This window comes from Pantoea sp. DY-17 (genome assembly GCF_019795975.1).
Classification (GTDB): Bacteria; Pseudomonadota; Gammaproteobacteria; order Enterobacterales; family Enterobacteriaceae; genus Pantoea; species Pantoea leporis.
This window is the reverse complement of the sequence record NZ_JAIMIG010000004.1, coordinates 421,997-446,990: the sequence shown is the minus strand read 5'-3', so window position 1 is coordinate 446,990 and position 24,994 is coordinate 421,997. Positions and strand designations below refer to the sequence as shown.

Sequence of the window (24,994 nt, the reverse complement as noted above, 5' to 3'; positions counted from 1 at the left end):
TTTTATCAGGTATTCATTGGTGCGTTTACGTTTTCACTGACATGAGCCTTTTTCTGGCAAGGCGGCGTTCAGATCAAGTACATACCCCATCATAATTAGGCAGATTACACTGCCAGGCTAACTGAATAAGGATATGTTCAAAATGGCTCTACCCGACATAAATCTGTATGAAATTCGCCCGCACCGAAGCAGCCAGGCTGATGCATTCGAAGAGCTCTGCTGCCAGCTGGCAAATGACGAACCGATTGAGGACCGCATTCGCTTCGATCGAAAGGGGCGTGGGGGTGACGCGGGCGTGGAGTGTTTTGCCACGCTGAAAGATGGATCGGAAATAGGGTGGCAGGTCAAATTCTACTCCGATTTTAAGAGCATGATGACCTCACTAAGTAATTCGCTGAAGACCGCTCTAATTAAACATCCGGCGATGACCCGTTTTATCGCCTGCTTCCCATTCGATCTTTCAGACTCACGTAGAGACAACGTCCAGACAGCACTGGCTGAATGGAACAAATGGACGACTAAGCAAACAGAACTTTGCGGTGCGTCAGGTCGAAAGATTTCAATTGAGCGCTGGGACGCTCACGAAATTAAAATCAGGCTCACCGTCAATAATCCCCGAGCAGCAGGTCGTGTGGCATTCTGGTTCGATAATGAAACGCTGACGCCAGAGTGGCTCTCAAACGCTTTTGAGCGCGTTAAATTTAGTCTGGGTGATCGATACAGTCCTGAAAACCATATCAACCAACCCGTCAGGCAATCGATACTTGCCGCGCTCAGAGATCCTTCCGTATTTGAAGAAATACAGAATAATGCCGAAAAGATCGAAGACAAACTGCGTTCAATGCCCGGGTGCGGTGATGGGGACGAAAAAAGTATTATTCACGGCGCCGTCTGTGCGTTACGTCAGGCTGCTTTAAGCAGACCAGAACCTTTTCCTGCCTTGGACCTGAAAAACACGGTCGAAGCAGCCACGGGGGCGGCATTGACGTGGCGAAACCAACTGGAAATCAAGCATTCTGAACAGGACAAGTCTCACCCTGCGTTATCCAAAGCGTCCAATCTTGTCAGTGCACTCTATGCAGCCGCACGGATGATTGGGTCTGAGCGCTGCCAGCACATTAATTCGCGGGCGCTGCTTATTCTGGGAGATGCAGGATCGGGTAAATCACATCTTCTTGCTGACGCATGCGCTCACCAACTCCAATACAACAGACCTGCGCTGATGATCCTTGGGGGTAAGTTAACTGATGCAGAACCATGGGGTGAAATTTTAAAAGAGTTAGATCTGCCAAAGCACCTGCAGGTGAAGCATTTCCTGGGAGCACTCAACGCTGCGGGTGAAACGGCAGGTGTTCGCACCCTCATCGCCGTTGATGCGTTGAACGAAAAAAATGGGCAGTCAATATGGCCAGAACGACTGCCCGGGCTGCTTAAAGATTTGAGTGACTTTCCCTGGATAACTGTTGTGCTTTCCTGCCGCTCCACATATGAGGATGTGGTGATTCCTGCCACGCTTGACGGTAATAAACTACCTCGTGTTTACCTCAAAGGTTTCAGTGATGCAGAGGTCGTGCATTATCTTTCGAAACGGGGGATCAGTGTTCCGGAAACGCCGCGCCAGCTTGAAGAGCTGCAAAATCCACTTTTCCTTCGGCTTGCCAGTGATGCAGTTAATAATGGCGAAAGTGAAACGATCTTACCTGAAACCCTGTCTGGCATATCCGGTACTTTCGCGCTGTACACCGCTGCAGTCACAAAGCGTGTGGAGACGACTCTGAGAGTGGTACCGGCTCGTAAGATCGTGCAAAAAGCCATTGCGCTTCTTGTAAAGGAAATGGCTGATACGGGGCGGGGGCAACTGGGTTATTGTCGTGCGGATGCTTTGATTAGAACCATTCACAATGGCAGTGAAATGGCCAATGATCTCCTGTTCCAGCTGGCAAATGAGGGCATGCTGGCTATTGAGCCAGACACGCACTCGGTCAGCGATGAGGATGAGATTGTTCGCTTCGAGTTCGAGCGTGTTGGTGATCACACGATCACAGCGAACCTGCTGGAAAGAAGTGCTCTTCACGGTATTGGCGAGCTTTGTCAGCACGGTACGCCACTTCATGCTGCCTTGTCAGATGAAGGTTCCTTCATACGAGCAGGTTTACTTGAAGCGCTGGCAGTCCAACTGCCGGAGAAATACAACCTTGAACTGCTGGATCTGCACGGCATTCCCTGCGCAGACATGCTGGCAGTTCCTTTTGAAAAGAGCCTGCTAACACGGCAGCTCTCAGTTTTCAGCGCGCGCACCTGGCAGCTGGTTGAGGAAACAGATGACGATGACCTGCGATATGACACGTTAATCGCGCTTGCGTCTGAGCCAGGCCATGCCTTTAATGTGACTTTTCTTGATGCCGAACTCCGACCGCTCAGCATGCCCGAGCGCGACGCCTGCTGGACTGCGCATCTTGCCTATTTTGAGCGGGCCGATCACCTTGTGAACTGGGCCTGGCGCGCTAATCAATCGCGCATTACACCGGAACGTGCGGAACTGGCCGCTGTTCAGCTTGCATGGTTTCTGACAGCTACGCGGCGTCCACTACGGGATCGCGCAACCAAAGCACTGGTTGCGCTTCTGGCAGACCGGCCTGCACTGGCAAGCGCCGTTTGGGAGCGTTTCAGGGGGCTTGATGACGGCTACGTGACCGAGCGTGTACTTGCCTCTCTCTATGGTGCTGCAATGCAGGGACGCTGGCGACAAGATCAGCTATCAAACACAGCTCTCACCATCCATCGCGACCTTTTCTCTGATCAGCGACTCACACAGAATGCGCTATTGCGGGATCATGCTCTTGGACTGATTGAATACGCGAAACTAAATTCAGCGGCTGATGACCCCGTTCTCATGATTACTCCACAGGTATCGTTTAAAAGCGCCTGGCCCATTGAGTACGTTTCTGAAGACACAATTGACGCTTACACGCGTGAATATGGGGCTGGAAGACGAGGGCATGATGAGATTGTCAATTCCTGTATCGACGGTGACTTTGGCCGATACGTTCTTGATCCTGCGGTGAGAGACTGGAGCCAGGCACCTCTGGGGACTGCCGTTTTGCCTACAGCTCTCGACTTGCAAGAGGAGTGGTTTGAGCAGTTCAAATTGTCAGCTTCACCGGAAATGCTTGAGGCATACGAGGCGTTAGTTAAGGCGCTCAGTCACAAGGGATCCAAAAGCAGTGCTTTTTCTACTGAAGAGCGTGCGCGCATCAATGAGGCAAAATTGCATTTCCGTACTTTCGTGGGTGATTTGGCCTATGAAGAATGGCGTGCCAAAGCAGAGAACTGGCGTGCTGACGGTATGTATCAACGTATCGCAGGAAGCAGTGCCGCTGAATTCAATCTTGGATGGGCGCGGCGCTGGGTCGTTATGCGCGCACACGAACTGGGCTGGAGTAGCGAACTTCACGGCCGCTTCGACGCTAGGATAAGAGGAAGCCGCAATGAGCATATGCTTGAACGCATCGGCAAAAAATATCAGTGGCTTGCGCTCTACGAACTGGTAGCACGCATGAGTGACAATCTGGCACGGTTGCCCTCATGGGATGACGATGATGCGACCCTGCGTAACCTGGACCCTTCATTACTGGTTGAACACACGTCTGAAGTGGTATTGCGAAACTACCAGGGAGAGGCATTCTGGACGGGTCATCCGCCATCCCTGCCAGCCTCGACGCCTGCCGAGGCGATTGCCTGGTTACATTCGGATGAAGATTTTCTCGATGGGATTGATGTCCTCGCGGTCACTTCCCCCGAGGACGAGCGTGCCTGGCTTGTTCTCAGTGGTTTTGAAAGCTGGAGCGAATCCGTTCAGGAAATAAGAACCGAAAGCTGGAGGCGGGTAGGGTGCATCGTTATTCCTGCTGAGGATCTCGTCACGGCGCTCAATATCATGTCCGCAAATCACTTTACTTCTGATTCAGATCTCCCTGCAGCAGAAGGGGGAGGCTATCGCGTACACTTAGGGGAATACCCCAGACACAGACTTACTGCCGGTTATACCGACTGGATTGACGAATGGCAGCCACACGGATTTCACCGACGATCTGAAAAGGCGATATCAGTATTGCCCACCACAGCGGAATATTCCGCAGAGGCAGGAGGCTATGATGGTTCTGTCACCGATAACATCAATATCTCTATGCCCGCATCCTGGATAATGGATGAGATGAAAATCCGGCTTAAGGATGGCAGATCTATCCTTTTCCAGGACAGCAGTCATAACGTGATGTTCTGGGATCCTGCAGTCACTCATGCAGGGCGCAGCGCAGGTCTTATTGACAGAGAAGCCTTTCTTGAATTGCTTCATGAGCAAGAACTGGTTGTCGTATGGGCGGTGGCTGGGGAGAAAAATGCTTACAGTGAAGGCTATGGCAATGGCTTCGGTGGCCGGGTGACCTATACCCGCCTTTATCACTCCTGCGGAGAAGAGATACGAGAGATGCCGCGTTTTCAGAGCTTTGATGAACCCAGCGAGGAGCAACTAAAAGAATTCATGGGTGACGATCGGGGTATTGAAGATTAAAACGGGATGGCTGGGAGGCAGCATCCGAGGAACACCCCGTTTCCTCAGACGCTGGCCGGGAACTCAGTCCGCCTTCCTCTCAATAGAACCTTATCAATAGATAAGCCTGATGGTGACCGAAAAAAGTTGGCAGCCTGGCCGTCAGCGCTGCCGCTTCAACTTACCCTAGGCCCGCCACGTTAAGTATTGCTGGTATCAAACATGCCTGGCAGCATAACAGCGAATACTGATTCAGGATTTTGCCTCCCCATTCGTTCTCTTCATCCGGGATACACCGTCCGACTCAATATGATGAAGTGGAAAATTACAAGGTCAACATACCGACAATATTAACTGAGCGTTGTATCTAATACTGAGGGCAGGTCAGCACAGACACGTGCAAAGCCGGGCATTTCATCATCAAGCGCCTGTAGTGCTAACTGCCGCTGATTTCCAGTGCTGTTCACTAAGTTAAAACACAAGATGTGTCTCTTCCTCACACCAGTCAACACTTGCTTGTTTTATATACAAAAGCTGATGGTAGGGTTTTCAAATCCTGATCATTGCGTTGTTTACCGTTTGACGGTTTTGATCATTATCCAGTGATCAGGATTCATGATCATATTATTGAGCTACTGGCTTGCCATAATCACATCCAGGGTTTAATCAACATTGGGTCAAAAAGTCTTTTGGGAAAGTTGAACAGATACTGTCGGGCGGTAGTAACATTTAAACCATAAAAATCTGCATATTCTCTGACGTTACAATCCCTCAGCCACGCATCACTGTAATAGTTATCAAAATGCTGAGCCCAGATTTCACTCATTGGCTGTCGCGACAACTGACGATACGCTGTGCGTTGGTGGAGCTGATGCTCAGAAACGTATTCCTGAACCGTGAGTCGCTGTTGCTGGTGGAACTGCCGACGATGATAAACCCAGAACAGCACACGAATTGCCGCGCCACCGCATTTATGCAAATTGTCATACATCACACGTTGAGGGAGCTTACGTGCTTGTGCATATTGCTGCTGCGTTATGCCATTCATAATCGCTTCACGACGATAATTTTGTTTGTGGTAAGCCCACTGGATGCGCCACGTATCGCTCCAGAAGTTGTAGTCCTTGTAATGCACGTCGCACTCTATGGCAGGCAGCAGGAAACGCTCAAACAACTCATCCAGCGTTGCAGGCAGAGCATGCAGATGCCGCTTTCTTTGCAGCCGCTGTTCATCAGTCAGCGGCACAATTTCATAACCGGTTAGCCAGTCAATTCCGCCTGCATAAGTCTTCATCTTACGATTAAGAGAGTAGGGCATCGCAATTTTTGCATTGTACTCCTCTTTTATCTTTTCCATTTTTACCAGTCTTAATAGGCGCTTATAGCCAGCGTGCTAAAAGCCACGGATTAATTAAATTAGCCGGGTAGTTACACAAATAGCGGCTGCAGTAGACGGATTTAGGTAATACCAGCGGCAATACTGTGAAACGCTGATATTGCATGGCCAGTAATAGCGGTAGTAGCGCTCTAAGTGACGTTGCCAGTGAGGTTTCAGTTTAGTGCCAGCCACGACGCTATTATCGTCAGGCAGGCGACCTTTAAGCATGCTAAAACGCTGCAGCGCTCGTCTGAGCGCCTTCATTGGCAGTGAGGCAGCCTTATCCAATTGTTGGCTATCTGACAAAGTTAGTGCCGTAGGCTTACCAGCAGAGTGCTCTACGGGAGTGAAAAGCGAATCCAGCTTTCCGGGAATAGGGCAATGCGCTTGTGCCCGATCAAAATCAGCAATTTGCGTACGTAATTGCGCAGTTTTAGTATGTTTGTCTTTTTTCAAATACGGATAATGCCGAGCTCCGGAACGCGCAATGTCTTTAGCAATTCCTTCCTTAGAGTGCCGCTTAGCAAAGTAACTCACCCGCAGTAACAATGCGGTCATAGCCTCAGTGTCGTTCTTTCGAATTAAGTAGTAACCATGCTTTGGAAACCAGACCGTTCCGCCCGTTGCTATTTTCCAGCAGCTCTCCACCAGCTTGTTAATTTTAAGAGGATGACGCACGCAGTTACCATCCACCATCAGTAAGTAATGATAATGCTGAGCTGGAGCCTTATTCTGTTCTCTGACCCAAAACACTCGGGCAAAGCTTTTGGAATATAACTTTCTGAATGCAGGAATCATCAACTGATGAAAGCGGGTAATAACGCGGTTATCAGCCGTGTATTGAGGCAGATGAAAATCATAACGGATTGCCAGAAAGCGAGAGCAACTGGCATAAGTTCTATCAACTGCCTTGAACAAAGAATTCATGATCTTCACATCCTGCTGACTCTCTTCAGGCATGACTGGCCAGAGAACATCGTCATACAGAAACTCGCCTTTAGCCCGGATATCCGGATAAACCGTACCGCGCGTAATATTATTAATTACCGGTTCCTGATTGGTTGAATCCAGACTGCCAGTTTTACTGTTTATCATAGGGTTACAGCTGTATCAGAATCACAGATTGATAACGATTTGATACGCTCATTGTTTCAAATGGTTGCATCAGCACATAAAAAGAAAGGCTGGAAATTCCAGCCCTGCTTAGAGGTTTAGCAGCAGTTATCGAGCCACTGTTCATATTGCGTGACTGTCCAGCCCATAGTTCTGCCTGCACGCTTTTTTGGCGCAGGAAAACCCACCGATAAAGGGTGGTTCGGCTGCAATTCAGGAGGTCAAGCATCTCACAAATACGGATCAGACGTTGAGGGCCCGGAAGGTGGCTGACAGTCGTTGATAAAGAATTGATGTGTTTCATGTTTAATCTCTCGGTAGCGAATCAATATGAAACGTATCTTAAAAACCGAGAGGGTTTATGTCGTGGATACCTTAGAAAGATACCTTGCTGACCTTTGCTATCCTACTGACTAAGAAGATTTATTTTTTCTTGTTTTTTGCATCTGTCTCTTTTCAGTCCGCAACTGATGAAGATCAGTCACGTCGCGTTCAAGCAGGCTAATGGCTTCCCGAAGATTTTTCAGGCATTGCTCTTCACTCATTGGAAAACATTTTTCCGCTGGCCAGAATAGCGAGATCTTTCTTTCGACCAATCTCAAAAGTTCCGGTGCTTTTGGCAGTAGATCCTTTGAAGAGGTGAGCCTGTTTTTATCGTACAAACTGGCTATGACAGCAATGAGAAACTCTTCCCGTTTAGCTGCATAGGTTTCGGCTTTCTCTATAGGGGCAGCCAGACGTTTTTCCAGCGCCTCAATTTTTTCTTTTAGTGCCACGTTTTCAGCTTTCAAATCCAGTGTATCTTGTTCAAACATCGGTGCTTCTGGCCTTGCAGTATCAAGCGGAACTCCAAGCGCGTCAGCAATTTCTGTCCGCAGAAAACCACAATCAGCCAGCTTATCAGTATTCATGACCTCATCACTTAACGCCCGCAGTGCCGCCTCGGCATTAGGATAATAGTCAGGAGCACCAATGTTTGGCGCGCCATGTTTATCCAGGAGCTGGTATGGGGCAACGGGTGGAGTGTCATACCAGCTTTCATATCTAAACCAATAAAGCGAAGGTTGATGCTCTGAACGTCGATACTTTTTCAGCGCTAAAAGGCACAGGGCGTTGTAGCTCTGATCTGGATAACGCTGTTTGAGCTGTTCAAATAGAGTCTTAACACTGATGAAGCGTTCTGTATCGGACCGGCGCGCGAGTTGCTCATTACGCAATTGCTGAATGGAATCGTCGAAACTCATAACTTGTTTTTGACCTGCAATCCTGGGATGGTTCAGATAAGACTGTATTGATGATTGAATCAAAGGGCTGTAAGGCTTTTCGAAAACAGGAAATCAGGTTTCTGGCAACCTGCCAGCCAGACATTTAAACCCACACTACTTACGTCACCCAGCCATTCTCTTACGTCACCCACTACATCACCTGAATCGCATCCAAAGAAAAAGGAGTCAGACGATTTCTCATCTAACTCCTTGTTTTATTTGGTGGCCCCTGCTGGGTTTGAACCAGCGACCAAGCGATTATGAGTCGCCTGCTCTAACCACTGAGCTAAGGGGCCAGCGGAGCGGGGATTATAGAGTATCTTGTTAGGGTGATCCAGAGTTCGCCATTTGGATGGTGAAAATTACAGCAATAGCTGACTCATTGATCTCAAAAGAAAATTCTATCGTCCCACGCTCTATCGCTTATTAAGCGCCCAATCATCATTGGTTTTTGAGACCAGGCTCATTCGAAAGTTTGCTGATACTACAAATAGCGTGATGCAGGCTTGTTAAGCGAGATAAAGGGCAATATGGCGATGCGTGCCTCTTCATAACTCTGCCAAAGTTGCACATCTTCAACGGATGGGATGGTCACCAACTCGCCGGCATCAAGTCCACGTAGCGCAGCCGAGACTAAATCATCCACTTCCATCAGCATCTCAGCGGGAAGTTCGTTAATGGATTTTCCTGCGCGCTCGAAAATCTCAGTGCGCGTTAAGCCTGGCAACACCGCCTGCATACGCACACCGCTTTCGGCTAATTCACGATGCAAATTACGGGTCAGGGAAAGCACATACGCTTTGCTGGCGTTGTACGCGCCATTCGCCGATTCGCTCACTAGCGCTAGCACTGAAGCAATATTCACTATCGTACCATTGCGACGTGCACGAAACGCCTGCGCAGCAGTGTGGGCCAGCTGTGTCAGCGCCACGATATTTAACGTCAGCATTGTTTGAATTTTCGCGATGTCACCGTCGATGAATTCACCTTCAACCGTCATGCCCGCATTGTTTACCAACAGAGTAATCGCTTTATTTTGCTGGATTTCGTGATCGACTCTTTGCAAATCATCATGGTTGGTGAGATCGGCCGCTAACACGCTGACTTCAACGCCATGTGATTCACGCAAAGATTGCGCCAACAGATGGAGCCTGGCTGCATCGCGCGCCACCAGAATCAAGTTTGTGCCGCGTGCTGCCAGCTGTTTTGCATAGGTCGCGCCAATTCCGCTTGATGCGCCGGTGATCAAAGCCAAGTGTTGTGACATGGTGTATTCCTCTAAATGATGGTTATCATATTTACGCGGTTTAATATGACGACCATAATATTTGTCGTCAAGCTAGAATATGATGGTTGTAATAATTACACTGATTGCTATCAACGATATCGGAGTCAATGAAGATGGAAAAGCTGAGCCATAAAGCGCGTACGCGACAGCGCATTCTGGATGAAGCCTCTGTGGTAATGCGCGAGAACGGCACTGAAAGCATCGGTGTCGCGGCGCTGATGAAGCGCGTGGGCTTAACGCACGGCGGCTTTTATGCCCACTTCGCCTCGCGCGAAGATTTAGTGCAAGCGGTGATCGCTGAGATGTTTGCCGATTCGGCGCGCCGCTTTGCGGATATCACCTCAATTAACGATCCCGCTGAACGACTAAGTCAGTTAATCGATAGCTATTTATCCGAGCATCATTGCAACACGCCGGGTGAAGGCTGTCCGCTGCCTGCGCTGGTGAGTGAAATGGCACATTTACCGGTTGAGGCGCGCGCACTATTTTCCCAGCGGCGAGAAGCCATGCGGCAGCGCCTGGCGTTGACGCTACATGAACTTAACCATCCGCATGCGGATGACGCCGCGACCACCATGTTGGCTGAAATGGTTGGCGCGGTGGCAATGGCACGTGCTTGTCCGGACGACGAGGAAGCACGTACGATGCTGGCGAGCAGTCGTCGGTCGGTAAAACAACGCGCCGGACTGGAGATGGCATGAGCGAGCACGATATCCGCGACATTATTGCGCCTGATTTACAGGTGCTGTTTTGTGGCATCAATCCGGGCAAATCGTCGGCGCACACCGGATTTCACTTTGCGCATCCCGGTAATCGCTTTTGGAAGGTGATTTATCAGGCCGGCTTTACGCGCGAGTTACTTAAGCCCGAGCAGGAGCAGCGGCTGCTGGAAACTGGCTGTGGCATCACCATGCTGGTGGAGCGTCCAACGGTGCAGGCTAACGAGTTGGACGGCGATGAATTACGCGACGGTGGTTCACGCCTGCAGCAAAAAATTCTGCACTATCAGCCGCGTGCGTTGGCGGTGTTGGGCAAGGATGCTTTTCAGAAAGCGTTTCGTCAGCGCAAAGTTGAGTGGGGCGAGCAGCCGCAAACGCTGGGTGAAACGCGTTTGTGGGTGCTGCCTAATCCAAGCGGGTTAAATCGTGCGACGCTGGAAGAGATGGCCGCATCCTATCGCCAACTGCATGATTGGCTGCAGAACAACGCGTGAAAGAGCTATTCTTCAGGCAATAAAAAACCCCGGCAAGCCAGGGTTTTTTCGTCTCGACAACGATTAATCGTCGAGGAAGCTACGCAGTACTTCTGAGCGGCTTGGGTGACGCAGTTTACGCAGCGCCTTGGCTTCGATCTGACGAATACGCTCACGCGTTACATCAAACTGTTTGCCAACCTCTTCCAGCGTGTGGTCGGTGTTCATATCGATACCGAAACGCATACGCAGCACTTTCGCTTCGCGCGCGGTCAGGCCAGCCAACACGTCGTGAGTCGCTGAGCGCAGGCTTTCTGAGGTTGCGGAATCCAGCGGCAGCTCCAGCGTGGTGTCTTCGATAAAATCGCCCAGATGCGAATCTTCATCATCACCAATCGGCGTCTCCATAGAGATCGGCTCTTTAGCGATTTTCAGCACTTTGCGGATCTTATCTTCAGGCATCAGCATACGTTCTGCGAGCTCTTCCGGCGTCGGTTCGCGACCCATTTCCTGCAGCATCTGACGCGAAATACGGTTGAGTTTGTTGATGGTCTCAATCATATGCACCGGAATACGGATGGTGCGCGCCTGGTCAGCGATAGAGCGGGTGATAGCCTGACGGATCCACCATGTAGCGTAAGTTGAGAACTTATAACCACGACGATATTCAAACTTATCAACGGCTTTCATCAGACCGATGTTGCCTTCCTGAATCAAATCGAGGAACTGCAGACCACGGTTGGTGTATTTCTTGGCGATAGAGATAACCAGACGTAAGTTTGCTTCAACCATCTCTTTCTTCGCACGGCGCGCTTTCGCTTCGCCGATAGACATGCGACGGTTAATGTCCTTCACCTGCTCGATGGTCAAGCCGGTTTCTTCTTCGATCTGCTGCAGTTTGTACAGCGAACGATTCACATCATCTTCAACTTCCAGCAGCTTCTCAGACCATGGCTTGTTCATTGCCAGCGCGGCTTTGAACCAGCTTGGGTTGGTTTCGTTGCCGGTGAACAGCGTGATGAAGTTTTTCTTCGGCATCTTGCACAGTTCAATACACAGCTTCATGATCAGGCGCTCTTGCGTACGCACGCGCTCCATCATTTCACGCATATTGTTTACCAGGTAGTCGAACTGCTTCGGTACCAGGCGGAACTGCTTGAACACTTCAGAGAGATTCTGGATTTCGGCTACGGCGTCAGCATGGCTGCGACCTTTCGCTTTGATGACGGTACGCGTGGTTTCATACTGCGTACGCAGGTCGCCAAACTTCTCGCGAGCCAGTTCTGGATCGATAGAATTATCGTCGTCAGAGCTGTCGTCATCCTCTTCATCTTCTTCTTCATCGTCGTTACGATCTTCCTGAGATAACTCAGAACCCACGTGCGTGGCGGTCGGCGCGATATCTTCTTCCGCGTTAGGATCGATGAAGCCGATGATCAAGTCAGACAGGCGATAGTCGCCCGCTTCAACGCGATCATACTGATCGAGTAGATAGGTGATCGCTTCCGGATATTCGGCTACAGAGCATTGGACCTGGTTGATACCGTCTTCGATGCGCTTAGCGATGTCAATTTCGCCTTCGCGCGTCAGCAGTTCAACGGTACCCATTTCGCGCATGTACATGCGCACCGGGTCGGTGGTGCGGCCAATTTCAGATTCAACACTGGATAAAACCTGAGCGGCGGCTTCTGCGGCATCTTCGTCAGTATCGGAGCTGTTTTCATTCAGTATCAGATCATCAGCATCAGGCGCTTCTTCAACAACCTGAATACCCATGTCATTAATCATCTGGATGATGTCTTCGATCTGATCGGAGTCGACGATATCTTCCGGCAGATGGTCATTGACCTCAGCATAGGTCAAATAGCCTTGCTCCTTACCACGGGTGACAAGTAGCTTAAGCTGTGACTGCGGGTTTTGCTCCATAAGACGGTATCCACACTTCTGTTAATTAGATTGGTGTCGGTCGGCGCGAGCCAACTATAACAGTGAAGGCGTTGTGTTTTTGCCGCTGCCTACATCGCGGCCAGGGCTGAAGCCCATCTATAATCGGCACTTAAGCCGCTTGTGTTCTTTCCGAGGCTAACTTACTTGCCATTTTCAGTGCTGGCAGTGCTCGCAATCCTCACGTACTTCAGTACGCTCCGGTTGCTGTGCGCTGGCAGCACTGAAACTGGCTGCGACGTTGACGCCTCTAAATTTGTGCTGTGTGTTTCCGGCTTCGCTTATCGCGTCTATCATTCCGGAAATCACTGAACCAGAATGCTGTTTTTAACGTACTTGCAGTTCTGATCCCGTTAAAATCTTATTTTTTCGCTAATGCCTGGCTTAAAGCCCAGAATTCACGGCGTTCGACGGCGCTTAGGCCTTCAGTTCGCTCGCGTGCGATCAGCGCTTCAAGGCGCTGTTCGAGTGCGGAATCGTAAATGCTCGCCAGTGAATCCTGGAACACTTCTTCCGCCTCTTCATCCACTATCATGTGGTTCCAGGTGGCCAGTGTTTCAAGGGGCTGGCTAAAATTTGTTCCGCGATATAACTCTAGTAGCTGTCCGGTGGTCAGGCCAGGATTCTCTGTACAACGGCTGACTAACTCCACAAATAGCGGTAAACCCGCCATTTTTGACTGCTCTAGTCCATCCAGTGTAGGCACGATGGAGGCAAATTGCGGATTCTGCACTAATAACGCGATCAATACGCGCATGGTGGTGCGCTTCAACGGTGGGGCAGTTGGCAGCACTCCGCTTTCTGCCAGCTTCGGCATCAGCTTGTCTAACTGGTTATCGTCAAGAATCCCGAGTTTATTACCCAAGGTTTGACGCATATAAATGCGCAGCGTTTCACCGGGAATTTGACTAATCAGCGGTAACGCCAAGGTCGCCAGCTTGGTCTTGCCATCGCGTGTACTCAAATCCACTTGCGGCATCAGGCTGTCGAACAAAAATGTGGAGAGCGGTGTCGCCTGCTCCATCCGCGCTTCAAAGGCTGCTTTGCCCTCTTTGCGTACCAGCGTGTCCGGATCCTCGCCATCGGGCAAAAACATAAAGCGTAGCTGACGACCATCATTCATGTAAGGCAATGCGGTTTCGAGCGTACGCCATGCTGCTTCACGTCCGGCGCGGTCACCGTCGTAACAGCAAATCACGGTATCCGTTGAGCGATAAAGCAGCTGAACGTGTTCAGCGGTGGTCGAAGTGCCCAACGAAGCTACGGCATAATCGATGCCAAACTGCGCCAGCGCCACCACGTCCATATAACCTTCGACAACCAGCAAACGCGTGGGTTGCGGATGATTTTTCTGCGCTTCATAAAGTCCGTATAACTGGCGGCCTTTATGGAAAATCGGTGTTTCCGGTGAGTTCAGATACTTCGGCGTATCGTTGCCCAGCACGCGGCCACCAAAACCAATCACGCGGCCACGCTTATCGCGAATAGGGAACATCACACGATCGCGGAAGCGATCGTAGGTGCGGCCTGAGTCATTACTGACCAACATGCCCGCTTCCATCAGTGATTCGCGATCGTCTTTCTGCTGCCCAAAGCGCTTCAGAGCATTATCCCAACCCGCAGGCGCATAGCCGATAGCGAAGTGATCGATCACTTCCTGACTAAGACCGCGCGTGGCGAGATAGTTCTGTGCAGATTGCGCTTGTGGATTACGCAGGCTCTGTTGATAGAAGCCGTTCAGGCCATCCAGCAACTGATAAAGACTTTGACGTTGATGGCGCTCCATCTGGCTAGGACCGTTGCCCGCTTCATACGGCACTTCTAAGCCATGAAGCGTGGCGAGCTCTTCAACGCTCTCAACAAATTCCAGACGATCGTGATTCATCAGGAAGTCGATGGCGTTGCCTTTGGCGCCACAGCCGAAGCAGTAATAGAACTGCTTCTCACCGCTTACGGTGAAAGAGGGGGTTTTCTCGTTATGAAAAGGACAGCACGCGTGATAGTTCTTACCCTGCTTTTTCAGCTTAACGCGGGCATCGATAATATCCACGATGTCCGTGCGGGCAAGTAAGTCGTTGATAAATATGCGTGGAATTCGTCCAGCCATAAGCCCCGATTTTTCAGCTCATAAACGACAACAAGCCGCGCTTCCTTTCGGAAAGCACGGCCTTTTACTTGACTCTGTCTGCGTTTATCACGCGGCGGAAGCAAGCTTCCGCAAGAAATTAGTACAGACGAGTGCGGCGTGCGTTTTCGCGAGCCAGTTTCTTGGCATGACGCTTAACTGCAGATGCTTTAGCGCGCTTACGCTCAGTGGTAGGCTTCTCGTAGAACTCACGGCTACGAACTTCTGCCAAAACACCTGCTTTCTCGCATGAACGCTTAAAGCGACGCAGTGCTACGTCGAACGGCTCGTTTTCACGTACTTTAATTACCGGCATGTAACTCTTACCTCGATAAAATTCGGTTTTTGCTGCTGACTGCGGCGCCAGCACATTTCAAAATGGTGCAGCATTTTACTCCAGCCGCGGCCGACTTGTAAAGCACCATGTATAATTTAGAACCAACAGGGGCATATGCCATCGCGGCTGCCGGTTTTTTCAGGCCGTGGAGTATAGCGCACTCTTTGTGCGACAGAAAAACACTTTTTCAGGGGCAAAGTCTCTGGCGTGAGAATTGCCTGTGTTACACTGCGCGCCGCACGAAGAGGGTGATAAAAGCTATGCGAGTTCTGGGTATTGAAACGTCCTGCGATGAAACCGGCATCGCGATTTACGACGATGCGTCCGGTCTGCTGGCAAATCAACTATATAGCCAGGTGAAACTGCATGCCGATTACGGCGGCGTGGTGCCGGAACTGGCATCGCGTGACCACGTCCGTAAAACCGTGCCGCTGATTCAGGCGGCACTGAAAGAAGCGGGCCTTGAGCCACAACAGATTGACGGCGTCGCCTACACCGCCGGGCCCGGATTGGTGGGCGCGCTGCTGGTTGGCGCCACCATTGGCCGAGCGTTGGCATTCGCCTGGAATGTGCCGGCGGTGCCGGTGCATCATATGGAAGGGCATCTTCTGGCGCCGATGCTGGAAGAGAATCCGCCGGAATTCCCGTTTGTCGCGCTGCTGGTTTCCGGCGGGCATACGCAATTGATCAGCGTGACCGGCATTGGTGAATACACCTTATTGGGCGAATCGATTGACGATGCGGCTGGCGAAGCGTTCGATAAAACCGCCAAGCTGCTGGGGCTGGATTATCCCGGCGGACCGATGCTGTCGCGTATGGCGCAGCAAGGCACGCCAAACCGTTTCCGCTTCCCGCGGCCAATGACAGATCGTCCGGGGCTGGATTTCAGCTTCTCCGGCCTGAAAACCTTTGCGGCGAATACCATTCGCGAGCATCAGGGCGACGAGCAAGCTCGCGCGGATATTGCTCGCGCATTTGAAGATGCGGTGGTTGATACCTTAATGATTAAGTGCAAACGCGCGCTTGAGCAAACTGGCTTTAAACGTTTGGTGATTGCGGGTGGCGTCAGCGCCAACCGAACGTTGCGTGAGCGCATGGCCGAGATGATGCAAAAGCGTGGCGGCGAGGTGTTTTACGCACGCCCTGAGTTTTGCACCGATAACGGCGCGATGATTGCTTACGCGGGCATGGTGCGCCTCAAAGGCGGCACCAGCGGTGGACTCAGCGTCAGCGTGCGGCCGCGCTGGCCGCTGGCAGAATTGCCCGCCATATAAAAAAACCGGCCTTGCGCCGGTTTTTTTATTTCTTCTTATTCCGTTTCCAGATCTTATTTTCCTGGCCGCGCCACAGGCGCTGGATGTTGTCGTGGTGCCGCAACAGAATCAAACACGAGAGCATCGAAACGGGGAAAGTGAATTGCGGTTTGAACCACCACACGTAAAAGGGTGCGATCAGCGCGCTGACAATCGCGCCAAGTGATGAATAGCCGCTTAGCAGCACCGTCAGCAGCCAGGTGCCGGTCATCAATCCCGTCAAATCCCAGCCAATCGGTGCAATCGCACCAAAGGCCGTCGCCACGCCTTTACCGCCGCGAAAACGAAAGAACACCGGATAGATGTGGCCCAGACAGGCGGCAATCGCCGTGAGGCCAAGATAGAGAGGGGCAACGTGCAGCAGATAAGCGATCCACACCGGCAGCATGCCTTTTGCCACGTCGAAAATCAGCACCGCCGCAGCGGCGGTTTTACCACCAATGCGCAAAACGTTGGTCGCGCCAGGATTGCCTGAGCCTTGCGAGCGCGGATCGGGTAAACCAGCCAGTTTACAGACCAATATCGCACTGGAAATCGAGCCGCAAAGATACGCGAAAATAATCATACCAAGCGCGATAGCACTCATAGCGTCGTACCGTTCCTTTTGGGTCGTTTTGTTCTCGATAAGCGTGGATAATACGCATAATCCGCCGGAAGTGGTATCCGGCTTAGCCAAAAACAGAGACTGACATCATGGATATCGTATTTATCGAGCAGCTTACCGTGTTCACAACTATTGGCGTTTACGACTGGGAACAGGGCATGCAGCAGAAGCTGGTGCTCGATGTCGAAATGGCGTGGGACAACCGTCACGCCGCCGCCAGCGACGATGTGAATGATTGTCTGAGCTACGCCGATGTCACGGAAGTGATCCTCAATCATCTGCAAGGCCAGCGTTTTGCCCTGGTCGAAAGGGTAGCAGAAGAAATCGCCGATCTGTTGATGAATCGTTTCAAAACCCCTGGAGTACGCATAAAGGTAGGCAAACCGGGCGCTGTAGCCCAGGCGGCCAGCGTTGGCGTGCGTATTGAGCGCGGGACTATTCCGAAATAAATCTTCCGTGATTGCCATCACAATGAAACCAAACCAAATTATGGTGTGTCTCACTTGAGACCGTTGCGCTAACCAGCAGGAAGTGACCGAATTTCTTAAGGTTTCCTTCAGCGTGACGCAGGCATAATTTCAGGCGGTAGCCCTTTGCGACCGCCTTTTTACTGTTTAAAACGGATAGAGGAAATATTTTGATGGCAGACATTCACCAGCTTTGGGTAGCTGCAATCCTGGGGGTTGTAGAAGGCCTCACGGAATTCCTGCCGGTCTCTTCCACGGGCCACATGATTATTGTTGGCCATCTGTTGGGTTTTGAAGGCCAGACCGCTGAAACCTTCGAAGTGGTGATTCAGCTCGGTTCGATTCTGGCTGTGGTCGTGATGTTCTGGCGCCGCCTGTTTGGTTTGATCGGCATTCACTTCGGTGAGGTCAAACATGAAGGCGTGGGTACGGGCAAATTAACCCTGATTCATATTCTGTTGGGTATGGTGCCAGCGGTGGTGATTGGTTTGCTGCTGCACGACCAAATCAAAACGCTGTTTAACCCGATCAACGTGATGTATGCGCTGGTGGTCGGCGGTGTGCTGCTGCTGGTGGCGGAATACTTCAAGCCGAAGCAGCCGAAAGCGGTTGGCGTTGACGATATCACCTACCGTCAGGCATTTATGATTGGCTGCTTCCAGTGTCTGGCGCTGTGGCCGGGCTTCTCGCGCTCAGGTGCGACGATTTCTGGCGGTATGCTGATGGGCGTGAGCCGTTATGCGGCGTCAGAGTTCTCGTTCATTCTGGCGGTACCGATGATGATTGGCGCCACCGGACTGGATCTCTACAAGAGCCTCGGCTTCCTGACGATGCAGGATTTCCCAATGTTTGCCGTCGGTTTTGTAACGGCTTTCGTCGTGGCGCTGCTGGCGATCAAGGTGTTCCTTGAGCTGATCAAGCGTATCTCGTTCGTCTCTTTCGCTATCTACCGCTTCATTGTTGCGGCCGTGGTTTACGCCATCTTTATGTAAGTTGCCCCGCGCGGCTGGTTACACTGGCCGCGCGTTAATCAATTGCGCCTGCAGCACCGCCACACGCCGACGCGTCAACTCTTCCCGCACTTCCGCCCCTTTAAAACCTGCTGCCACCACATCTTTGGTTGGCACCGCTTGCGCCAGCGCAAACGCCTGACGCAAATAGTCGCCTTGTGGATAAGTCATGCTTTCCAGACCCGCACGCCCGCGCGCATCCGCTTCGCTGGTCAGCGCCATCTTCTCCACGCGATCGGGCTTGCGCCAGGCATCAATTCGATCAAAAAGCGCGATTAACGCGTCAGCTGGCTGGCGCTCAATGGTGTGCACCACGTCATGGAATTCGGTCACCACTAACGCCAAATCACGCACCTGATTCGGCACGCGCAGGCGCTGGCACAGCGCTTCAACAATCGGCACGCCCGCGAGGCCATGACCATGATGGCTCGGCCATTTTTCTGCTGGCGTCAGCGCCTTACCGACATCGTGGAACAGCGTAGCGAAACGCACATCAAGCTGATCCGAGAGCGCAGCGGACATCGCCAGCGTCATCAGCGCATGGATGCCGGTATCAATCTCGGGATGCCATTTGATCGGGGCCGGAATGCCATAAAGATTATCGATTTCCGAGAACAGCACCTGCAGCGCGCCGCAATCACGTAATACCTGGAAATAGACCTGTGGATTACGCGTCAACAACGCTTTTTCCGTCTCTTTCCACACCCGTTCTGCGGTGAGATGCGCCAGTTCGCCGCTGACCGCCATTTCGCGCATCAGCGCCTGGGTTTCATCAGCAATCCGGAAATTCAGATGGGCAAAGCGGGCGGCGAAACGCGCCACGCGCAGTACACGCAGCGGATCTTCGTTAAAGGCGCTGGAAACATGGCGCAGCTGGCGTTTCGCCAGGTCGCGCTGACCGCCATATGGATCAATCAGCTCGCCGCTGTCGCTTTGAGCGATGGCATTGATGGTGAGATCGCGGCGCTGCAAATCTTGCTCAAGCGTGACATCCGGCGCGAACTGCGTCACAAAGCCGGTGTAACCGTTGCCGCTTTTGCGTTCCGTACGCGCCAGCGCATACTCTTCACGGCTTCGCGGATGCAAAAAAACCGGAAAATCCCGGCCAACCTGCTGATAACCTTCCGCCAGCATCGCATCTGGCGTCGCGCCTACAACAACCCAATCTCTATCTTTTACCGGCAAACGCAGTAAGGCATCGCGCACTGCGCCACCGACCAGAAACGTCTTCACTCAACCACTCCAGAGGCAGATCAAAAATTGCGTGCTGAACACGCTTGTTACTTTATTGTTGCATACTTTGGCTAAATATCGGGCACGCCAAAAAGGGCATCTTACGATCCCCTTAAATAAAAGAACAAATCTGCGTGGCGCGTTAGTTCATCCAGCGATCGTTTTTCTTACGACGCGGCACCATATGCGGCAGCAACAGACCCAACAGCAGACCAACGCCCAGCACGCCGCCGCCATACATAAACCACTGCATGATGATGGTGCGCTGCTTGTCATCCAGCTGCACATTGGCGGCGCTGACTTTCTTCTGCGCGACAATCAGCTCATTTTTCAGCTTCTGATTTTCCGCTTTCAGGCCATCAATGGTGCCGTCGCTGTTGGCGACTTTGTTCTGCATCTCAGAAGTGCGCTGATTCCAGCTGTTGTCAATATTCGCTAGCTTGGCCGTCAGATCTTTAACCTGCTGCTCCAGTTGCGGTACGCGGGTACGCAGGCTAGGACTGGCGCTCAGTTGCGACAGTGGAATCCAGTTAGTTTTGCCTTCTGCATCACGAATCTGACCATATTGAGAGTCGTTATTGGTCTGCAGCAAGGTCACTTCCTCTCCGGCGTTCAGCTTACCGATCAGGCGATATTGATCGCCCGGACCGCTGCGCACCCAAGTGGATAATTCATCGGAGATGTAGCGTTTTTCGTCAGCAGCATGAGCAGGTGTGATGGCGCTGAAAGCCAGCAAAGAAAGGGCAGCAAGTGTGATTTTTTTCATTCGATGTCGTTTTTTCTTAATGGCGTAAAATTACCGGCACAGTCTGGAGACGCTTCTCAAAAATCTGAATGAGAACTATCCTGGTCTCAATCCGGTGCGAAAAGGGTCGTAAAAGCACAAGAAAGCGGAGACAGCGGGCTTCCGGTGCATTACTCTTCGCCAGATTAAACTCGTAAGTGCCAGCAGCGTATTGAATAAAAAATTATGACCATCGAAATCGAATTAAAGTTCATTGCTACACCGCAAGCCGCCGAAAAACTGGCGGAAAAGCTTGCCGCGTGGCCACATCAGCACTTCGCCGCGCGCGAGCTGACCAATATCTATTATGAAACCGACGACAACCAACTGCGTCGCTGGGACATGGGCCTGCGCATTCGTGGCGTTGACCAACGCTATGAAATGACGCTGAAAGCGGCCGGTAAAACCGTTGGCGGTCTGCATCAGCGTCCGGAATACAATGTTGATCTCACGGAGCCGCAGCTGGATATCGCGCGCCTGCCAGCCGAGATTTGGCCGCAGGGCACCGATATTGCTGCACTGCAATCGCGCCTACAGCCGCTGTTCAGCACTCATTTCCAGCGCGAAGCCTGGTTGGTGCAATTTGGCGACAGCGAAATTGAAGTGGCGTTTGACCGCGGCGAAGTCGCTGCCGGTGAATTCAGCGAACCGCTTTATGAAGTCGAGCTGGAGCTTAAAAGTGGTCAACGCGATGACATGCTGAAGTTCGCTGAAGCGCTGGTTACGATGGGCGGCTTACGTCTCGGCAGCCTGAGCAAAGCCGCGCGCGGCTATCAGCTGGCGCAGGGTAACTTACCGCGCCCCATCCGTACGTTGCCATTGCAGAAAATCGCCGCGAAAGCGTCGGTTGAGCAGGGCATGATCAACGCAATGACTGCGGCACTGAATCATTGGCAATATCACGAAGAAGTGTGGCTGCGTGGTAATAAAGATGCCAAAGCAGCGGTAATTGATGCGCTGGAAACGCTGCGTCAGGCGTTCTCACTGTTTGGTGCGTTGGTGCCACGCAAAGCCAGCAGCGATCTGCGCCAGAAATTAACCCGTCAGGAAGAGTTGCTGGCCGATGATGAGAACAATGCTGAAGCTACCTGCTTTTCGTTAACTTCGGTTGAGGCTCAGTTAGCACTTACTCACTGGCTGGTCGAGTCGCAGTGGCAAAAATGGCTCGACGACAAGAGCAAAAGCAAGCTGCAGGGATCGTTCAAGCGCTTCAGCGATATTATGCTAAGTCGTATTGCCGCCGATCTCAGAGAAACATTCGTTGATGTTCAACTGTTTAATGAGTTCCAGGATAAAGCGACGCGCCTGAATCGCCAGCTGTTGGCGGTGAACCTGCTGGCGGGTGCTTATCCGGCCGAAGAGGTGAATGTTTGGCTGGACGGTTGGCTGGAGTTACAGCATGCGATTCGAGAGAAGCAGGAACGTGGCTTAATGCATCTGGTTAACCTGGCCGTGCGCCCCGCACCTTTCTGGCTCAATAGCGGAATCAAACGCTAACGAAAAATCCAATCAGGGAGAGAAGATGTTGTTACCGTTACCGGCGCTCATGCAGGCGCAGTTGGCTAATGTGGCAGAGCGACTTAATTTGCCATCCTCAGCGTTCACGCCAGAACAGGCGGGCGCGCTGACCTTTAGTGACTTTATCCTCGATAACCTGCAGCAGCATCCCGAATGGTGGCAGCATCTGCAACAGCAAGCGCCTGCGCCAGATGAGTGGCAGCACTATGCCCGCTGGCTGAATGACGTGCTGCACTCAGTTGAAAATGAAACCTCCCTGATGCGTGAACTGCGTTTGTTCCGTCGTCATATGCTGGTGCGCATCGCCTGGATGCAGGCGCTGCAACATGCCACTACCGAACAAAGTTTGCAGCAACTCAGCACGCTGGCGGAAATCCTCATCGCTGCCGCGCGCGACTGGGTTTGGCAGGATTGCAGCCGCGACTTTGGTACGCCATGCAATGAAGCGGGTGAAGCCCAGCCGATGCTGATTCTCGGCATGGGTAAACTCGGCGGCTGTGAACTCAACTTCTCTTCTGATATCGATCTGATTTTTGCCTGGCCGGAAAACGGCGTAACCCAAGGTGGACGGCGCGAGCTCGACAATGCGCAATTCTTCACGCGCATGGGGCAGCGGCTGATCAAAGTGCTCGATCAACCAACGGTGGATGGATTTGTCTATCGCGTGGACATGCGCCTGCGTCCGTTTGGTGATAGCGGTCCGCTGGTGCTGAGTTTCGCGGCACTGGAAGATTATTATCAGGAGCAGGGCCGCGACTGGGAACGCTATGCAATGGTCAAAGCCCGGCTGATGGGCGACGATCACGGCCACTGGAGCCAGGAATTGCAGCAAATGCTGCGGCCGTTCGTCTATCGCCGCTATATCGATTTCAGCGTGATTCAATCGCTGCGTAACATGAAGGGCATGATTGCGCGCGAGGTGCGTCGACGCGGCTTGAAAGACAACATTAAGCTCGGCGCCGGCGGCATTCGTGAAACGGAATTCATTGTGCAGGTGTTCCAGCTGATTCGCGGCGGACGTGAGCGCTCACTACAACTGCGCTCCTTGCTCCCTACGCTCAAAGCGATTGGTCAGCTGGCTTTGTTAAGTCAGAAACAGGTCGATCATCTACGTGAAGCCTATTTGTTCCTGCGTCGGCTGGAAAACCTGCTGCAAAGCATTAATGACGAGCAAACGCAAACGCTGCCAGAGAACGAGCTCGACCGCCAGCGCTTAGCCTGGGCGATGGGCGCGGCAGACTGGACCGCGCTGATGGCGCAGCTTGAGCTGCAAATGGCCGGTGTGCGCGCCATCTTTGACGAGCTGATTGGCGACGATGCACCGGATGTCGACGATCAGCCGCAGTTGGCTGAGTTTGCCGGGCTGTGGCAGGACGCGCTGGAAGAGAGCGATCTCATCCCGGTGGTACCGCAATTGGACGATGCGCAGCGTCACGCGCTTTACAACGCGTTGAACAACTTCCGCCAGGATGTGAGCCGCCGTACTATTGGTCCGCGTGGTCGTCTGGCGCTCGACCAGTTGATGCCGCGTCTGCTCTGTGAAGTTTGTCCGCGCGAAGATGCCGATGTGCTGCTGAATCGTCTGACGCCGTTGTTGCTGGGCGTGCTGACGCGCAGCACTTATCTGGAATTACTCACCGAATATCATGGCGCGCTGCGTCATCTGATTCGTCTGTGTGCCGCGTCACCAATGGTTGCCAGCCAATTGGCGCGCTATCCGCTGCTGCTGGATGAGTTACTCGATCCCGCAACGCTGTATCAACCTACCGCAACCGACGCTTACCGCGACGAACTGCGCCAATATCTGCTGCGTATTCCCACCGATGACGAAGAGCAGCAGTTGGAAGCATTGCGCCAGTTTAAACAGGCGCAGCATCTGCGCATCGCCGCTGCCGATATTGCTGAAACGCTACCCGTAATGAAAGTGAGCGATCACTTAACCTGGCTGGCAGAAGCGATTATTGAATCCGTGGTGCAGCAAGCCTGGCAGATGATGGTGCAGCGATATGGTCGTCCATCGCATTTGACTAGCGACAATGAGCGCGGTTTTGCGGTTGTCGGTTATGGCAAGCTGGGTGGTTGGGAGCTGGGTTACAGCTCTGATCTTGATTTGGTGTTCCTGCATGATTGTCCGGATGATGCGGAAACCGATGGCGAGCGCGTCATTGATGGTCGCCAGTTCTATCTGCGCCTGGCGCAGCGTGTAATGCATCTGTTTAGCACGCGCACGTCGTCCGGCATTTTGTATGAAGTGGATGCGCGTCTGCGTCCTTCTGGCGCGGCGGGTATGCTGGTCAGTACTTTTTCCGCTTTCAACGAATACCAGCGCAGCGAAGCATGGACCTGGGAACATCAGGCGCTGGTGCGCGCGCGCATCGTGTTTGGCGAACCTGCGCTCTGTGAACGCTTTGATGAAATCCGCCGTAACGTTCTTTGCCTGCCGCGAGACGTTGAGACGTTGCAAAAAGAAGTGCGTGAAATGCGCGAAAAAATGCGGGCGCATCTCAGCAACAAACAGAAAGGTCGCTGGGAAATTAAGACCGATGAGGGCGGTATCACCGACATTGAATTCATCGCGCAATACCTTGTCCTAAGCTACGCGGCCGATCAGCCAGCGTTGACGCGTTGGTCGGATAATGTCCGCATTTTCGAATTGATGGCGCGTCATGGCATTATGCCGGATGAAGAGGCGCAGGCTTTGACGCATGCGTACGTCACGCTGCGTGATGCACTGCACCATCTGGCATTGCAGGAATTACCGGGCCATGTGGCGCCTGAAGCCTTTGTCGCTGAACGTGCGGTGGTCAACAACAGTTGGCAGCGTTGGTTAAGCGGTACTGAATCTGACAGCGCGGAACAGTGAGCCTGATGGCT

At 52.2% G+C, this 24,994-nt stretch carries 19 protein-coding genes and 1 tRNA gene; 8 read left to right on the top strand and 12 right to left on the bottom strand.

What is annotated here, in order from left to right; genetic code table 11:
- The first annotated feature begins 142 nt into the window (after positions 1-142).
- Entirely contained in the window at positions 143-4,570 is a 4,428-nt protein-coding gene (locus K5Y33_RS18890) for a hypothetical protein (RefSeq protein WP_222234900.1), read from the top strand.
- A 628-nt stretch (positions 4,571-5,198) separates the two neighbouring features.
- Here the strand turns inward: K5Y33_RS18890 and K5Y33_RS18885 are convergent.
- The 6 genes from K5Y33_RS18885 to K5Y33_RS18860 form a co-directional block, all read right to left on the bottom strand.
- Complete coding sequence (locus K5Y33_RS18885; RefSeq protein WP_222234899.1) at positions 5,199-5,906, bottom strand: hypothetical protein; 708 nt, start codon at positions 5,904-5,906, stop codon at positions 5,199-5,201.
- 54 nt (positions 5,907-5,960) lie between these two features.
- Positions 5,961-7,022, bottom strand: coding sequence for an inovirus-type Gp2 protein (locus K5Y33_RS18880; protein WP_222234898.1), 1,062 nt, complete (start codon positions 7,020-7,022; stop codon positions 5,961-5,963).
- Between the two features lie 4 nt (positions 7,023-7,026).
- A complete protein-coding gene (locus K5Y33_RS23740) occupies positions 7,027-7,344 on the bottom strand; it encodes an AlpA family transcriptional regulator (protein ID WP_255610368.1) in 318 nt (105 codons plus the stop codon).
- Between the two features lie 109 nt (positions 7,345-7,453).
- The gene (locus tag K5Y33_RS18870; protein WP_222234896.1) at positions 7,454-8,284 is read right to left on the bottom strand and encodes a hypothetical protein; all 831 of its coding nucleotides are present in this window, start codon (positions 8,282-8,284) and stop codon (positions 7,454-7,456) included.
- A 241-nt stretch (positions 8,285-8,525) separates the two neighbouring features.
- Positions 8,526-8,601 (bottom strand) — tRNA-Ile (locus K5Y33_RS18865).
- Between the two features lie 188 nt (positions 8,602-8,789).
- The gene (locus K5Y33_RS18860) at positions 8,790-9,572 is read right to left on the bottom strand and encodes an SDR family oxidoreductase (RefSeq protein ID WP_222234894.1); all 783 of its coding nucleotides are present in this window, start codon (positions 9,570-9,572) and stop codon (positions 8,790-8,792) included.
- A 134-nt stretch (positions 9,573-9,706) separates the two neighbouring features.
- On the opposite strand from K5Y33_RS18860, the gene K5Y33_RS18855 reads away from it, so the two are divergent.
- Both K5Y33_RS18855 and mug read left to right on the top strand, forming a co-directional pair.
- Positions 9,707-10,294, top strand: coding sequence for a TetR/AcrR family transcriptional regulator (locus K5Y33_RS18855; protein ID WP_222234945.1), 588 nt, complete (start codon positions 9,707-9,709; stop codon positions 10,292-10,294).
- Entirely contained in the window at positions 10,291-10,806 is a 516-nt protein-coding gene (gene mug / locus K5Y33_RS18850; protein ID WP_101762980.1) for a G/U mismatch-specific DNA glycosylase, read from the top strand. Before K5Y33_RS18855 ends, mug begins: the two co-directional genes overlap by 4 nt.
- A gap of 63 nt (positions 10,807-10,869) precedes the next feature.
- On the opposite strand, the gene rpoD is transcribed toward mug, so the two are convergent.
- The 3 genes from rpoD to rpsU all read right to left on the bottom strand — a co-directional run bounded on the left by rpoD (position 10,870) and on the right by rpsU (position 15,170).
- Positions 10,870-12,711: an RNA polymerase sigma factor RpoD gene (rpoD, locus tag K5Y33_RS18845; protein ID WP_064738465.1), complete on the bottom strand. Its 1,842-nt coding sequence runs from the start codon at positions 12,709-12,711 to the stop codon at positions 10,870-10,872.
- A 379-nt stretch (positions 12,712-13,090) separates the two neighbouring features.
- Positions 13,091-14,836 carry a DNA primase gene (dnaG, locus tag K5Y33_RS18840; protein ID WP_110867319.1) on the bottom strand — a complete coding sequence of 582 codons (1,746 nt, stop codon included), beginning with the start codon at positions 14,834-14,836 and terminating at the stop codon, positions 13,091-13,093.
- A gap of 118 nt (positions 14,837-14,954) precedes the next feature.
- A complete protein-coding gene (rpsU, locus tag K5Y33_RS18835; protein ID WP_008103436.1) occupies positions 14,955-15,170 on the bottom strand; it encodes a 30S ribosomal protein S21 in 216 nt (71 codons plus the stop codon).
- Between the two features lie 281 nt (positions 15,171-15,451).
- Between rpsU and tsaD the strand changes: the two genes are divergently transcribed.
- Positions 15,452-16,465 carry a tRNA (adenosine(37)-N6)-threonylcarbamoyltransferase complex transferase subunit TsaD gene (tsaD, locus tag K5Y33_RS18830; protein ID WP_101762982.1) on the top strand — a complete coding sequence of 338 codons (1,014 nt, stop codon included), beginning with the start codon at positions 15,452-15,454 and terminating at the stop codon, positions 16,463-16,465.
- Between the two features lie 25 nt (positions 16,466-16,490).
- Here the strand turns inward: tsaD and plsY are convergent, their stop codons facing one another.
- Complete coding sequence (gene plsY, locus K5Y33_RS18825) at positions 16,491-17,090, bottom strand: glycerol-3-phosphate 1-O-acyltransferase PlsY (protein ID WP_222234893.1); 600 nt, start codon at positions 17,088-17,090, stop codon at positions 16,491-16,493.
- A gap of 107 nt (positions 17,091-17,197) precedes the next feature.
- On the opposite strand from plsY, the gene folB reads away from it, so the two are divergent.
- Both folB and bacA read left to right on the top strand, forming a co-directional pair.
- Positions 17,198-17,557, top strand: coding sequence for a bifunctional dihydroneopterin aldolase/7,8-dihydroneopterin epimerase (folB, locus tag K5Y33_RS18820; RefSeq protein ID WP_101762984.1), 360 nt, complete (start codon positions 17,198-17,200; stop codon positions 17,555-17,557).
- 191 nt (positions 17,558-17,748) lie between these two features.
- Positions 17,749-18,567 carry an undecaprenyl-diphosphate phosphatase gene (gene bacA / locus K5Y33_RS18815; RefSeq protein ID WP_101762986.1) on the top strand — a complete coding sequence of 273 codons (819 nt, stop codon included), beginning with the start codon at positions 17,749-17,751 and terminating at the stop codon, positions 18,565-18,567.
- 18 nt (positions 18,568-18,585) lie between these two features.
- Here the strand turns inward: bacA and K5Y33_RS18810 are convergent, their stop codons facing one another.
- Together K5Y33_RS18810 and K5Y33_RS18805 are read right to left on the bottom strand one after the other, a co-directional pair.
- On the bottom strand, positions 18,586-19,818 hold the full coding sequence (locus tag K5Y33_RS18810; protein ID WP_222234891.1) for a multifunctional CCA addition/repair protein: 1,233 nt from the start codon (positions 19,816-19,818) through the stop codon (positions 18,586-18,588).
- 142 nt (positions 19,819-19,960) lie between these two features.
- Positions 19,961-20,584 (bottom strand): TIGR04211 family SH3 domain-containing protein, encoded by a 624-nt coding sequence (locus K5Y33_RS18805; protein ID WP_101762988.1) that lies wholly within the window; start codon positions 20,582-20,584, stop codon positions 19,961-19,963.
- A 204-nt stretch (positions 20,585-20,788) separates the two neighbouring features.
- On the opposite strand from K5Y33_RS18805, the gene K5Y33_RS18800 reads away from it, so the two are divergent.
- Positions 20,789-22,099 carry an inorganic triphosphatase gene (locus K5Y33_RS18800; RefSeq protein ID WP_110867315.1) on the top strand — a complete coding sequence of 437 codons (1,311 nt, stop codon included), beginning with the start codon at positions 20,789-20,791 and terminating at the stop codon, positions 22,097-22,099.
- Between the two features lie 25 nt (positions 22,100-22,124).
- Complete coding sequence (glnE, locus tag K5Y33_RS18795) at positions 22,125-24,983, top strand: bifunctional [glutamate--ammonia ligase]-adenylyl-L-tyrosine phosphorylase/[glutamate--ammonia-ligase] adenylyltransferase (protein ID WP_222234889.1); 2,859 nt, start codon at positions 22,125-22,127, stop codon at positions 24,981-24,983.
- Positions 24,984-24,994: the final 11 nt, after the last annotated feature.

Coding starts and splice junctions, on each gene's coding strand:
- K5Y33_RS18890 (WP_222234900.1), top strand. CDS start 143: ATGGCTCTACCCGACATAAATCTGTATGAAATTCGCCCGCACCGAAGC.
- K5Y33_RS18885 (WP_222234899.1), bottom strand. CDS start 5,906: ATGGAAAAGATAAAAGAGGAGTACAATGCAAAAATTGCGATGCCCTAC.
- K5Y33_RS18880 (WP_222234898.1), bottom strand. CDS start 7,022: ATGATAAACAGTAAAACTGGCAGTCTGGATTCAACCAATCAGGAACCG.
- K5Y33_RS23740 (WP_255610368.1), bottom strand. CDS start 7,344: ATGAAACACATCAATTCTTTATCAACGACTGTCAGCCACCTTCCGGGC.
- K5Y33_RS18870 (WP_222234896.1), bottom strand. CDS start 8,284: ATGAGTTTCGACGATTCCATTCAGCAATTGCGTAATGAGCAACTCGCG.
- K5Y33_RS18860 (WP_222234894.1), bottom strand. CDS start 9,572: ATGTCACAACACTTGGCTTTGATCACCGGCGCATCAAGCGGAATTGGC.
- K5Y33_RS18855 (WP_222234945.1), top strand. CDS start 9,707: ATGGAAAAGCTGAGCCATAAAGCGCGTACGCGACAGCGCATTCTGGAT.
- mug (WP_101762980.1), top strand. CDS start 10,291: ATGAGCGAGCACGATATCCGCGACATTATTGCGCCTGATTTACAGGTG.
- rpoD (WP_064738465.1), bottom strand. CDS start 12,711: ATGGAGCAAAACCCGCAGTCACAGCTTAAGCTACTTGTCACCCGTGGT.
- dnaG (WP_110867319.1), bottom strand. CDS start 14,836: ATGGCTGGACGAATTCCACGCATATTTATCAACGACTTACTTGCCCGC.
- rpsU (WP_008103436.1), bottom strand. CDS start 15,170: ATGCCGGTAATTAAAGTACGTGAAAACGAGCCGTTCGACGTAGCACTG.
- tsaD (WP_101762982.1), top strand. CDS start 15,452: ATGCGAGTTCTGGGTATTGAAACGTCCTGCGATGAAACCGGCATCGCG.
- plsY (WP_222234893.1), bottom strand. CDS start 17,090: ATGAGTGCTATCGCGCTTGGTATGATTATTTTCGCGTATCTTTGCGGC.
- folB (WP_101762984.1), top strand. CDS start 17,198: ATGGATATCGTATTTATCGAGCAGCTTACCGTGTTCACAACTATTGGC.
- bacA (WP_101762986.1), top strand. CDS start 17,749: ATGGCAGACATTCACCAGCTTTGGGTAGCTGCAATCCTGGGGGTTGTA.
- K5Y33_RS18805 (WP_101762988.1), bottom strand. CDS start 20,584: ATGAAAAAAATCACACTTGCTGCCCTTTCTTTGCTGGCTTTCAGCGCC.
- K5Y33_RS18800 (WP_110867315.1), top strand. CDS start 20,789: ATGACCATCGAAATCGAATTAAAGTTCATTGCTACACCGCAAGCCGCC.
- glnE (WP_222234889.1), top strand. CDS start 22,125: ATGTTGTTACCGTTACCGGCGCTCATGCAGGCGCAGTTGGCTAATGTG.